This is a genomic window from Streptomyces sp. NPDC051664 (genome assembly GCF_044453545.1).
Lineage (GTDB): Bacteria > Actinomycetota > Actinomycetes > Streptomycetales > Streptomycetaceae > Streptomyces.
The window spans coordinates 1-10,579 of the sequence record NZ_JBITCU010000070.1 but is presented as its reverse complement, the minus strand read 5'-3'; the positions used below and the strand labels follow the sequence as shown (position 1 = coordinate 10,579).

The following is a 10,579-nucleotide window of genomic DNA, read 5'->3' as shown; positions in this document are numbered from 1 at the left end:
CCCCGCGGAGCGGGTACCACAGCGCTGCGCGCTGTGCAAGCGAAACATGGTGCTTCGCACCATGTGACGAATTGCTTCGCAATTAATTGACGGTGTTTCACACCGCAATTCCCGTGCTTCGCACAGGAATTGGAATTACGCTTCGCTTAAATTCCTGACAAGCGGGGCGTGTCCGCTTCGCTCCCCCGCCCTGGTTCCGGCAAGCCGGAACAGCTGGCTACCGGGTGAGGGTGCATCAGTGCAGGCCTGTGTAGCATCCCGATGAAACAGCCACCCCCACCCGGTGACGTGACGTCACTCCCGAAGGGAGGCCGGCCTCATCGGATGGGGTGCACCGAACTCCGCTTCGCTTCATCCAATTCATGACAGCCTCTCACTTCCTGAAGAACGCTCAGCATACGCCGAGCCTATCCGAAACCCCCTCGCCTCTGACCCTGTTGGGTTAGAGTGATGCCCGCGCATCATCGTGACGATGCATCACAGGATGCAGTGTGTAGCATCCCGAGGAAACCGTTACCCCTCCGTCAAGACCTGCCACCCCTCTCGTGAATTCTGGAGTACGGATATGACGAGCACAGGAAAGATCGCGCTTCGACCTCATCAGGTTGAAGCCGTTGACGCTGTGGTGCGCAGATTTGATATCCCGCCGGGGAAGCTGATCCCGCGTAATGGTCTGCGGGCCACGGTAGTGGCGGCATGCGGTACGGGAAAGACCTTCATCGCCGCCCATTCCGCACTGTGGCTCGCACGTAATGGGCGGATTCTCGTACTGCTGCCAACTAGGGCCCCGTAAGGGGCGCGAGTAACCACGGATTTTCGTATTTTCTGAATGGGAATGGCCGCTCACCGTAAAGCCCTGCCCCGTAGAGGTGTGTTGGGGCGTTGTCGCGGCGAATGATGCTTCGAGCGCCCTGGGTGTCCCCTGATGGGAAAAGCTCCGGAACTGAAACTCTTGGTTATGGTGATCGACAACTCGATGACCGAGTCTTACCAGGAAGGTGGCACCATGCGTTCAGCTGTAAAACGGCTACCGGCGGTCGCTCTGATGACGACCATGCTCGGCGCCGTACAAGTCGTCGGCTACCCGTCGTCCGCACAGGCGGCCGAGGGAATCCAATTCCAGCAGCTCCTCAACGGAGAACGCCTTCCGGACGGCGACATCGTCCAGGCGACCGTCCTTCCCGGAGGCGCGGCGCCTGGTCAGATCTCGATCCAGCTGAAGCTGTCCGGGGTCACCTGGTGGAAGGGCATCCAGACGGGGCCCATCGTGCTCTGCCAGGCCCAGGACAACCAGCAGTCCTCCAGTGCCCAGGTCTCCGTCTCCGACTTCAACGCCCACGGACTGCAGCTGTGGAAGGCCAAGACCTTCGGCGTGCACACGGAGATGTACAACGTCGTAGACGCCACACAGAAGATGTCCGGCGGGAACTCCTACATCTTCATCTGGACGAAGGACTAGCCGGTACCTGTTCCGTGCCGTTCCTGTCGAGCGCATCGAGTAAGTGAGGTTGCCCCATGAAATCAGTCGCCAAGCGACTCTCGGCCGCCACCCTGATGGTGGCTCTGCTGACTTCCGTGGTCGGCGTGCAAACCGCAGGGGCGAGCACGCCCGAGGCCAGCCGTTCCGAGTCCATCGCCAAGGTGAGGGACCCCGGCACAGAATGGACTTTCTACGCCGCCTTCGCGACCGCAGGTGCCTGCTGGGCCAAAGCCGCGGCGTACAAGAACGAATACTGGTGGGTCGATGCCACCACCTGCGTCTACAACGCCGCACAGAACAGCTGGTTCATGTTCTACGAGTCGTAGACCGGAGCGCCGCCGCGTTGCCAGAGAGTCCGGCGACGCATAGGACAACTGCCCCATCCCGCTGGGAAAGGCATATGGCCAAACGCTTTCGGCCGACCGCCTGGGACACTCGACCCGCCTTTCCCAGCGGTGATTCGCCGGAAAGCCCCCGGTCAGCGCTGGTGCGGGAAGAGCTCCAGGAGCCTGGCGCGCTGGCGGGCGCCGAGGCCCCGGACGCGCCGACGGTCGGAGATGCCGATCTCAGCCAGGAGCTGGCCGGCGCGGATCTTGCCAATGTTGGGCAGCCCTTCCAGCAGGCGCTTGACGAAAATCTTCCCGACGGCCTGGTCGTCGCGGTCCAGCACCTCTCGCAGGGAGAGGCGGCCGTGCTTGAGTGCGTCGAGCAGTTCACTGCGTTCGCGGCGGACCGCGACCGCCTTCCGGAGATTTTCTGCGCGGGTCTCCGCGGACAGGGCGGGCAGGGGCATGGGTGCGGTCCTCTCCTCGTACGGCGTACGCCTGTCATCATGACCCGTCCGCAGGGTCGGTGAACAGCAGGTTTGCTCTCCTGTGGCCGTCAGGAGCCGGGCTTGCTGCGGGTGGCTCCACCGCGTCCGCGCAGGGTGACGCCGGCCTCGCTGAGCACCCGGTGGACGAACCCGTACGAACACCCGTGTGCGTCGGCGATCGCGCGGATGGACGCGCCGCCCTCATACTCCTTCTTCAGATCGCCCGCGAGCATCTCGCGCGCCGCGCCGGTGATCCGCTTGCCCTTGTCCACGGTTTCGTCTCCTTCGCCGCTTCGGTCCGAAGTGGTGATCATCGCGCATCGGCTCGGCGTCCCGCGGCGAATCGGCACATCAGGCGGTCAAGGCTGCCTGTAAGCGGCGCTGTGCGGGCAGTTGGATGTCGCGTGGGGCGACGTCGCTGTCCGTGGCGGCGGCCAGGTCCACGGTTACTTGTATGCGGCGCGTACGGCGTCCCGCGGTCTCCGGTCGGACGGTGTGCGCGATCGTCCGCAGTAAATGCCGCTCCTGCGCCGACCGGGCCAGCCCGCCGCGGCGCGAAACCGCCGCTCTTCCCCGTAGCCGCGGTCGACGATCCAGTGCCGCCGGAGATGCTGGCCGAGCTGGCGGCGGCGCGGGCAAACGAGTTGGACGCCGACACCGTCAACCAGGAGCTGTCCACAGAGAAAGCTCCAGAAGACGTCGACACGGTACGGGCCGGCCGGTTTCGTCGGTCAGTCTCCGTCGCTCGACTTCGTGGCGGTCTTGGAGTACGCGTCGTGCCAGGCGGCCTTCGCGCCCGAGTCGCCGATCCGGTACACGTCGACGACCGCGCCCGCGGCCACCACCACGGACAGGACGGCCGCGGCGACGTGGAGGACCGACCCCGACCGCGCTCCCGACCGAGCGCCGGAAAGCTCCCGCGACTGCGGCGCACCCGTACGGCGGGAGATCCACCACACGCCGACCGCCAGCACGAACAGGCCCAGCGCCCAGGGCAGCATTCCGTCGCCCAGCTCGGCGTGTCGCCGCACCAGCGGGTCGCTGTCCACGTGTCGCTCCAGCCACTCCCCGGCCTGGGTGGCCAGCGGCACGGTCGCCAGCGTGACCAGGGCGAGCAGCGGCAGCGCCAGTCCGAGCCGCCGGGCGGCCTGCGGCCACAGCGCGCATATCACGAGCATCAGCGCGCTGAGCGGGACCAGGACAACGACGGCATGGACCAGCAACACGTGCGCGGGCAGGCCGTTGATCAAACTCATCAGGCGCTCCTCCAGGGGCAGCCGTGGGGGGACGCGAACCCGGATCGGGTGTTCGGGGGGAGCCCTCTCGTGCGTCCGCGTGTTCGGGCGCGCCAGCCTGGCACAGAAACCTCTCAGGTTCTTCTGAGCACCATCCCGCCAGCTCCGGCCCGTCCCGGCCAGCTCGGGCGTCGTCCCACGTCGGCGGGTGGTAGAGCAGACGTTCGCCTGGCTGAGACGGTGCCGACGCCTGTCCAAGGACTACGAATACCTTCGCGTCAACTCGCCTCAGGCGGAGGCCTCGATGAGCTCTGCCGGTTCCTGCGCGGTCAGCTAAAAGTCGCCCACGGCCACCAGCGCAGGCACCTGCTGGTTCAGCTGGGTGATGGCCGGGCGGGTGCCTGGCTCGGGGCGGGGGGCGGCGGTTGCTGTGGTGCCGCCTGCGGGGTGTGCTCTTGCTGCCGTACAGGCGGCCTCTGTTGCGCTTCGGCACGAGCGAGGACGGTGCGGCGTGCGGCTTCGGCGCGGGCACGGTGGTGGATCCGGTGGGCGGCGGGCGTGGTCGAACCGGGGGGCGATTTGGGTGCCCAGGCCGGGGTGAAGGTCCGGTACGCGAGCGGCATCGGCTTGTCGGGGTTCGGGGGGTCGCCGGGGATGCAGTGGTCGCGGATGGCGGCCGCGGTGATGGTCGTGTCGGTGTGGGGCGGTGCGGGGTGTCCGTGGAGGGTGCGGGTGAGGTATCGGCGGGCTTCGGCGAGCAGGTGGCGGTGGCGGAAGCGGCCGCCGTGGTGGACCGAGACGATCGCGGTGATCTCCAGGGCTGCGGCCGCGACGTCCACGACGGTGCGGACGGTGGTGCGGATCGCTGCGGCGGCGAGGCGGGCCAGGCGCAGGAGGTTGTCGACGACCTCCTCGCCGACCAGGGCAACGGCGCCGGCCCGCCAGCGTTCCCGCAACGCGGGCAGGGGCCGGCTGGTCTTCTTCTTGGCGGGCCGGGTCTCGTGGGAGGCGCGTTCCATCATCCGGCGCCGGATTTTGGTGGTCAGGGGCTGGCGGGTGCGTTCCTGGTACTGGTCGACGAGTTCCGCCAGGCGTTGCATGGTCGCCTTGTTGCGGGTGGCGGCCCAGTCGATGAGCTGCTCGGGGATCCCCGCGAGTTCCATCACGGGCCGCTGTCCGGCGGTCGGGTAGCGGGGCACCGTCGCCAGATCGAGCGCGCGGCAGATCTCCTCCATCAGGCGTTGGTTGTAGAGCTCTGAGAGGGCGACGGCGTACTCGAGGAACGAGCGGGTGTGCAGGGTGCCCCATTCGTCGTCCTGGCGGCGGACCTTGACCGACAGAACGACGTGATCGTGGAGCAGCGGCATGCCGTCGCGGTTCTCGTAGTGGCGAAAGCGGGCGGCGATCACACCCGCACGGGCGCGTTGCACCAGGCTGTCGCCACCGACGCGTACCCACAGGTGCTCTGTCTCGGCTTCGGCCAGGATCTCGCCGATGATGCGGGTGTGGATGTCTTCGACGAGCCGGCGGACCGGTTCGGGGGCAAGAGCCCACAGGGCCTGCACGCTGCCCGGCGGGCGGAAGACGAGATCGAGCCCGGACCACTTCTGTATCCGGTAGCCGAGCCGGGCCGCCCGCGCAGCCGCTGCGGGACTGTCACCGGTGGCCAGGCGGTCGTCGACGATACGGTCCGCGTCCGGATGAAGGCCCTCACCGAACAGGTTGCGCATCTGCTTCTCCGTGACCCGAGCCCCAGCCGTCAGACCAACCGCCGGCAGGGCGCGGCCCATCCACACCCCGGGCGGGACCCCGGCCTCTTCCTGCGCCTGGTCCAGGTTCTTCCCCCGGGGCCGGCGGCCGTCCCCGGCCATGACCTGGCGCCCGTAGTACCGGTAGGCGGAGCCTTTGCTGACTTGCTTGAACGTCATCATGCAACCCAGACCAGCACGGGAAAACTGCTGGTCAAGGCCTTGATTCGAGTCCTCCCGCCCGGCGGGAGGAAGACGTCAACATGATGCTGCAGCGTCCCGCCCGGCGGGACGCCGGTACCGGCACTTCCCATCCTGGTCCGGGACCGGCAGAGCTCCGGTGCGCAGGGCGGACAGACGCGAGAGAGGGCCGCTACCAGGACGTAGCGGCCCTCCCCGAACACCTACGGTTCAGTCCTTGGTGATGTCCTTGCCAACCAGACCGGACAGCAGCTCGACCAGTGTCGCGTTCACGCTTCGTTGTTCGATGATGAAGCCGTCGATCTTCTGCCCCAGGCTGCTGACCTCGCCGCCCAGGGCGTCCAGCCGGGTGTTCACCGCGGTGAACCCGTCACGGACCTCACGGCGCAGCGCGGCGGCCTGGCCCTCGATGACAGCCTCAGTCACTGGGCGGGGTGGCTCATGCTGCGGAGGAGGGTCAGGATCTCGGTCAGCATCTCGCCGTGCTGGTCCAGCTGGGCGCTGTGGTTGTCCTGGACGCGGGAGAGCTTCTCCAGCAGCTGGGTACGGGACTGCTCGACCTGCTGGCGCTGTCGTACGGCCAGCGCTTCGGTGCGGTCCAGGATGTCCTGGGTCTCCGCGAGGCGCTCCAGCGCCGCGACCCGGCGGGCCAGCTGCACGTCAGGGCTTTCGTAGATCGGGTCTTCAGACACCGGAGCTCCGTTCAAGTGGGACAGGCCGCGAACGGCTCATCGATTGTCGCAGGGCCAGGGGCAGCAGCGGTAGCCGGTACTCCGGGTCAGGCATAGTCGGCGTCGAGATAATCGATATCGGTGAATTCCACAAGCAGATCGTTCGCACGTCGGCCGCCGTCCTTGAAATACACCTCCTGCAATCCCTCGGCAACAATGTTCCGCAATTCCTGTTCACCCGCACCGGCCTCCTGCGCGGTGAAAAGACGGTCGGCATAAACGGGCGGAAGGCGCTGGGTAATCAGCCGGATACGCCCGTCATCCGTCGTTCCGGGGGCCGCGGTGAACCCGAAACGCGCCCGCGTCTCGACCGTGATGCCGGTCACGGTCGCCGCCTGCTTCCGCGCGCGCCTGCGCACCATCGGCTGCCAGTCCCTGCGCACCTCACCCGCGAGCTTCGCCGCGAGGTCCGGGCGGGGCCGCTTGATCTGCCCGGGAGTACCAACATCCGTAGCAGGCACAGGAGTTCGTCACAGGTGATCGGGACCATGTCGTCCTCGCCGTCCTCGTCCCGGTCGCCGGCGCCCTGGATGGCGATATCGCGTTCCTGGGCTGCGGCGACGGCGAGGTAGGCGTAGGCGACCAGGGCGGCGGTGGACCAGCGGTGCCAACTGTTCCAGGTGGTGACCCGGCCTTTGTCCAGGCCGACCGCGTTCTTGGCGGCTTGAAAAAGAGCTTCACGCCCCTGTGAACGGGGAGGGGCCCGGCGGCAGCTGCCGCCGGGCCCCTCCCCGTTCACCGATTCCGCCAGATTCCGCGTCCGCGTGCTCAGGCCTCCGACGTGGCGTCGACCGGTTCCCCGGCGCCCACCGGCGCGCCGACGGCCACCCTCTTAGGCGCCGCGGAGCCGCCGAACTTCTGCTTCACGAAGGCGATCGCGAGCACCAGCGCGGCAACGAGCAGCGACAGCAGTACGGTCTCGCGTCCGTCGTGTTCCGTGTCGGTCAGCATGTAGCCGAGGACGAAGACGATCAGTGCGACCGTCGCCCAGGTCAGGTAGGGGTACAGCCACATCTTCACGACCAGCTTCTCCGGCGCCTCGCGCTGGATGATCTTCCGCATCCGCAGCTGCGAGAAGCAGATGACCAGCCAGACGAACAGGGCGACCGCGCCGGAGGAGTTGACGAGGAAGAGGAAGACCGAGTCCGGGAACTTGTAGTTGAAGAAGACGGCGACGAAGCCGAAGACGACCGAGACGACGACCGCGGCCATCGGCACACCGTGCGAGGTGGTCTTCGCGAACGCCTTGGGCGCGTCGCCGCGCTCGCCCAGTGAGAACGCCATCCGGGAGGCTGTGTAGAGCCCGGAGTTCAGGCAGGACAGCACGGAGGTCAGCACGATGAAGTTCATGATCTGACCGGCGTGCGCGATGCCGAGGGAGTCGAGGGCAGCGACGTACGAGCCCTTGTCCTTGATGGACGGGTCGTTCCACGGCAGCAGGGACACGATGACGAGGATCGAGCCCAGGTAGAAGACGGCGATGCGCCAGATGATGCTGTTGGTGGACTTGGTGACGGCCCGCTGCGGATCCTCGGACTCACCGGCGGCGAGGGTCGCGATCTCGCTGCCCATGAAGGAGAAGACGACCAGGAGCACACCGGTGAGGATCGCGCCGGGCCCGTGCGGCAGGAAGCCGCCGTGGTCGCTCAGATTCCCCAGGCCTGCCTTGGGGGCGTCGACACCCGGCAGCACGCCGAAGATCGCGAGCGCGCCGACGACGATGAACGCGCCGATCGCCACGACCTTGATCCCGGCGAACCAGAACTCGAACTCACCGTACGAGCCGACAGAGACCAGGTTGGTCGCGGTGAGCACGACCATCACGATGAGCGCCCAGCCCCACTGTGGTACGGCGGGCACCCACCCTTCGAGGATCTTGGCCCCCGCGGTCGCTTCGACGGCGAGCACGACCACCCAGAAGAACCAGTACAGCCAGCCGATCGAGAACCCGGCCCAGCGCCCGAGCGCGCGGTCCGCGTGCGCGGAGAACGAACCGGAGGTCGGGTTCGCGGCGGACATCTCGCCCAGCATCCGCATCACCAGCACCACAAGCGTGCCGACGAGGGCGTAGGAGAGGAGGATTCCGGGGCCTGCGGTGGCGATACCGGAGCTGGAGCCCACGAAGAGGCCGGCTCCGATGACGCCACCGACGGCGATCATGGTCAGATGACGATTCTTGAGTCCGGCCTGGAGGCCTGAACCGGGTTCTCTGGGGCCTCCGTGGCCGCTGCCGCTTGCGGCCTTTGTGGGGGTCATCTGCGAGGTCACTGAGGGAGACTCCTTTGCGCCAGTTGAGCAGATTTCCGTACGAACGGTGTACGGGCCCGAGCGGGTCCTTGTAGGGACCCTGTAGCGAGCCGGTCCAGTGAATCGGAGGTGAAGAGATTCATGAGCCTATGAATCTGAATCGTTACTTGAGGTTTCCTTGAGGTTTGTAGTGTTGCTCACGCTTTTCGCTAGTGGCGCCCGGCTCACCACACTTCGACCGAAGCTCTTCGGCGCCCAGCGCCACCGCGATCTCACGGGACGACAGCCCGTCCCCGTCCCGCAGCAGAAGGGGCCCGGCCTGACGGCCGGGCCCCCTCTGTCTGCCGGAACGGCCACCGCCACTGTGACTGAGCAGGTCAATTGGCCAGGGGAGTGCTGCGGTCGCCCGCATCGTCCGATTTACGCGCGTCCTGATGAGAGCGGCCTGGTCTTGGGTGATGCGGTGGGTGACGTAGTGTTGCGCCTACCGACGCGGGGTGGAGCAGCTCGGTAGCTCGCTGGGCTCATAACCCAGAGGTCGCAGGTTCAAATCCTGTCCCCGCTACTGAAGCGACGTGAGGCCCGGATCCTGTGGATCCGGGCCTCACGCGTGCTGCTACTGGCGAGCGCTTTCATCCGTGGCCGCGGCTGAAGCGCGCGGCGCCTTTGCCGTCAGGCCGCAGACCGGCGCGGTGGTGAGACGAAGAGGCCGAGTGCCTGCTGCCACGGGCCGGGGCGCCATGCGATGGCGATCAAGAGCACGCCGCGCCCGCAGAACAGGGTGCGACGACTCGTCGACCAGGCCCTGCTCGAAGAACGGGTTGCCCGCCTGCCCCGCGGCGAGGCGTACGTGCTTGGGTCGTCCATCGAAAACGGCTGCTGCACGGGGACCACCTCAGCAACGGGGCCGGGGCACCGGTGCCGCCGTGATCTTCTCCTGCTCATGAGCTGGTCAACGGCCGCGGACCGTTCCAGGCGCCGCTGGACTTTAGAACGGGTGCGGCTCGCCACCGGCGGGAGCCTGCGCCTGCCCGGCGGGGCGGGACTCCGCAGCAGGGGCCTGTCCCTGGCGGGGCGGGGCATCGTCGGCACTGCGGGTGACCTTGGTGACGGCCGCCTTCGCGTAGGTGAGGGAGGCCGCGACCTCCTCGGCGTCAACCTCGACGACGGTGCGGCGCTGGCCCTCCTTGTCGTCGAAGGTGCGCTGCTTGAGCCTGCCGTTGACGATGACGCGCATCCCACGCTCCAGCGACTGGGCTGCATTCTCGGCGGCCTGGCGCCAGAGCGAACAGCGCAGGAACAGAGGCTCACCGTCGACGAACTCGCTACGCTCGCGGTCGAAGGTGCGGGGAGTGGACGCGATCGTGAACCCAACAACGGGGATACCCGAGTTGGTGTACCGCAGTTCGGGATCGGCGGTCAGATTGCCAACCACCGTCACCAGCGTCTCGCCCGCCATGACTACCGCCCCTTCAACCTGCCGCACCGTGGATGAGCCCACCGTACCGGCGGGCAGTGACAGTTCGGCCGAATCGGTAGCCGCAGCCGTCCACCGCACGCGATCATGGCGGTATCTGCTGCCTTGTGGGAGGGAATCCGCTGATGTCCAGGAAGACACCGGCCCGCAAACTGATGGCGGGCCCGGCCCGCGACCAGGTCGCCACGGAATTGCGGAAGAGGTACGAAAACGGTGACTCCGTTCGTTCCATCGCCGAAGCCACGAACCGCTCCTACGGCGGCGTACACCGCCTCCTCGCCGACGCCGGCGTGACCTTCCGCTCCCGCGGCGGCGAAATGCGCAAGAAGACCGGCGCCTGACCGTTCCCCGACGCGGCCTCGGCCGTTGAGTCCTGCACGCCACCGGACCGCACGCTCAGGTTGGGTTTTGGTCCGGCGGCCCTGCGCAGGGCCCGGACGGCGTCGGCGAGTGGCCCGATCACGTCGTCGACGACAAGGACTCGCGGGATCGAGGCCCGGTTCTCACTCTCGGCCCCGGGACCGCAGAGGACGAAGTTGCCCGGAACGCTTTGCGGACGCTGTTGGTCAATTCGGGCCCGTGCGTGACGTCGGCTCCCAAGACCTGGTTGAGGTCTTGGGAGCCGACGTTGTCGTTCGGGGAGGGT

The 10,579-nt window shown here is 67.3% G+C and carries 12 protein-coding genes, 1 tRNA gene and 1 pseudogene; 5 read left to right on the top strand and 9 right to left on the bottom strand.

The window, feature by feature from the left end; all coding sequences use genetic code 11:
- Positions 1-472 precede the first annotated feature (472 nt).
- From ACIA8E_RS40920 to ACIA8E_RS40910, 3 genes are all read left to right on the top strand, one after another.
- Complete coding sequence (locus ACIA8E_RS40920) at positions 473-793, top strand: DEAD/DEAH box helicase family protein (RefSeq protein ID WP_399307059.1); 321 nt, start codon at positions 473-475, stop codon at positions 791-793.
- A 213-nt stretch (positions 794-1,006) separates the two neighbouring features.
- Positions 1,007-1,459 (top strand): hypothetical protein, encoded by a 453-nt coding sequence (locus ACIA8E_RS40915; RefSeq protein WP_399307056.1) that lies wholly within the window; start codon positions 1,007-1,009, stop codon positions 1,457-1,459.
- Positions 1,460-1,515: 56 nt separating this feature from the next.
- Positions 1,516-1,806 carry a hypothetical protein gene (locus tag ACIA8E_RS40910; protein WP_399307053.1) on the top strand — a complete coding sequence of 97 codons (291 nt, stop codon included), beginning with the start codon at positions 1,516-1,518 and terminating at the stop codon, positions 1,804-1,806.
- Positions 1,807-1,958: 152 nt separating this feature from the next.
- Here ACIA8E_RS40910 and mihF read toward each other — a convergent pair whose 3' ends face one another.
- The 8 genes and pseudogenes from mihF to ACIA8E_RS40870 all read right to left on the bottom strand — a co-directional run bounded on the left by mihF (position 1,959) and on the right by ACIA8E_RS40870 (position 8,477).
- Positions 1,959-2,273 carry an integration host factor, actinobacterial type gene (gene mihF / locus ACIA8E_RS40905; protein WP_399307051.1) on the bottom strand — a complete coding sequence of 105 codons (315 nt, stop codon included), beginning with the start codon at positions 2,271-2,273 and terminating at the stop codon, positions 1,959-1,961.
- Positions 2,274-2,362: 89 nt separating this feature from the next.
- A complete protein-coding gene (locus tag ACIA8E_RS40900) occupies positions 2,363-2,608 on the bottom strand; it encodes a helix-turn-helix domain-containing protein (RefSeq protein ID WP_399307048.1) in 246 nt (81 codons plus the stop codon).
- Between the two features lie 417 nt (positions 2,609-3,025).
- Complete coding sequence (locus ACIA8E_RS40895; protein WP_399307045.1) at positions 3,026-3,550, bottom strand: DUF2231 domain-containing protein; 525 nt, start codon at positions 3,548-3,550, stop codon at positions 3,026-3,028.
- 353 nt (positions 3,551-3,903) lie between these two features.
- On the bottom strand, positions 3,904-5,460 hold the full coding sequence (gene mobF / locus ACIA8E_RS40890) for a MobF family relaxase (protein ID WP_399307042.1): 1,557 nt from the start codon (positions 5,458-5,460) through the stop codon (positions 3,904-3,906).
- A gap of 228 nt (positions 5,461-5,688) precedes the next feature.
- Positions 5,689-5,904 carry a hypothetical protein gene (locus ACIA8E_RS40885; protein ID WP_399307041.1) on the bottom strand — a complete coding sequence of 72 codons (216 nt, stop codon included), beginning with the start codon at positions 5,902-5,904 and terminating at the stop codon, positions 5,689-5,691.
- Positions 5,901-6,170, bottom strand: coding sequence for a hypothetical protein (locus ACIA8E_RS40880; protein WP_399307038.1), 270 nt, complete (start codon positions 6,168-6,170; stop codon positions 5,901-5,903). The genes ACIA8E_RS40885 and ACIA8E_RS40880 overlap by 4 nt, the downstream gene beginning before the upstream one ends.
- Positions 6,171-6,256: 86 nt before the next feature.
- A pseudogene (tpg, locus tag ACIA8E_RS40875) lies at positions 6,257-6,640 on the bottom strand (telomere-protecting terminal protein Tpg); the annotation flags it as partial.
- A gap of 337 nt (positions 6,641-6,977) precedes the next feature.
- Entirely contained in the window at positions 6,978-8,477 is a 1,500-nt protein-coding gene (locus ACIA8E_RS40870) for an amino acid permease (protein ID WP_399307036.1), read from the bottom strand.
- A 470-nt stretch (positions 8,478-8,947) separates the two neighbouring features.
- On the opposite strand from ACIA8E_RS40870, the gene ACIA8E_RS40865 reads away from it, so the two are divergent.
- Positions 8,948-9,021: transfer RNA gene (locus ACIA8E_RS40865), tRNA-Met, on the top strand.
- Between the two features lie 423 nt (positions 9,022-9,444).
- Here ACIA8E_RS40865 and ACIA8E_RS40860 read toward each other — a convergent pair.
- Complete coding sequence (locus ACIA8E_RS40860) at positions 9,445-9,915, bottom strand: single-stranded DNA-binding protein (protein WP_399307033.1); 471 nt, start codon at positions 9,913-9,915, stop codon at positions 9,445-9,447.
- A 143-nt stretch (positions 9,916-10,058) separates the two neighbouring features.
- Between ACIA8E_RS40860 and ACIA8E_RS40855 the strand changes: the two genes are divergently transcribed.
- Positions 10,059-10,274 (top strand): helix-turn-helix domain-containing protein, encoded by a 216-nt coding sequence (locus ACIA8E_RS40855; protein WP_383967232.1) that lies wholly within the window; start codon positions 10,059-10,061, stop codon positions 10,272-10,274.
- Positions 10,275-10,579: the final 305 nt, after the last annotated feature.

Coding starts and splice junctions, on each gene's coding strand:
- ACIA8E_RS40920 (WP_399307059.1), top strand. CDS start 473: ATGCATCACAGGATGCAGTGTGTAGCATCCCGAGGAAACCGTTACCCC.
- ACIA8E_RS40915 (WP_399307056.1), top strand. CDS start 1,007: ATGCGTTCAGCTGTAAAACGGCTACCGGCGGTCGCTCTGATGACGACC.
- ACIA8E_RS40910 (WP_399307053.1), top strand. CDS start 1,516: ATGAAATCAGTCGCCAAGCGACTCTCGGCCGCCACCCTGATGGTGGCT.
- mihF (WP_399307051.1), bottom strand. CDS start 2,273: ATGCCCCTGCCCGCCCTGTCCGCGGAGACCCGCGCAGAAAATCTCCGG.
- ACIA8E_RS40900 (WP_399307048.1), bottom strand. CDS start 2,608: ATGATCACCACTTCGGACCGAAGCGGCGAAGGAGACGAAACCGTGGAC.
- ACIA8E_RS40895 (WP_399307045.1), bottom strand. CDS start 3,550: ATGAGTTTGATCAACGGCCTGCCCGCGCACGTGTTGCTGGTCCATGCC.
- mobF (WP_399307042.1), bottom strand. CDS start 5,460: ATGATGACGTTCAAGCAAGTCAGCAAAGGCTCCGCCTACCGGTACTAC.
- ACIA8E_RS40860 (WP_399307033.1), bottom strand. CDS start 9,915: ATGGCGGGCGAGACGCTGGTGACGGTGGTTGGCAATCTGACCGCCGAT.
- ACIA8E_RS40855 (WP_383967232.1), top strand. CDS start 10,059: ATGTCCAGGAAGACACCGGCCCGCAAACTGATGGCGGGCCCGGCCCGC.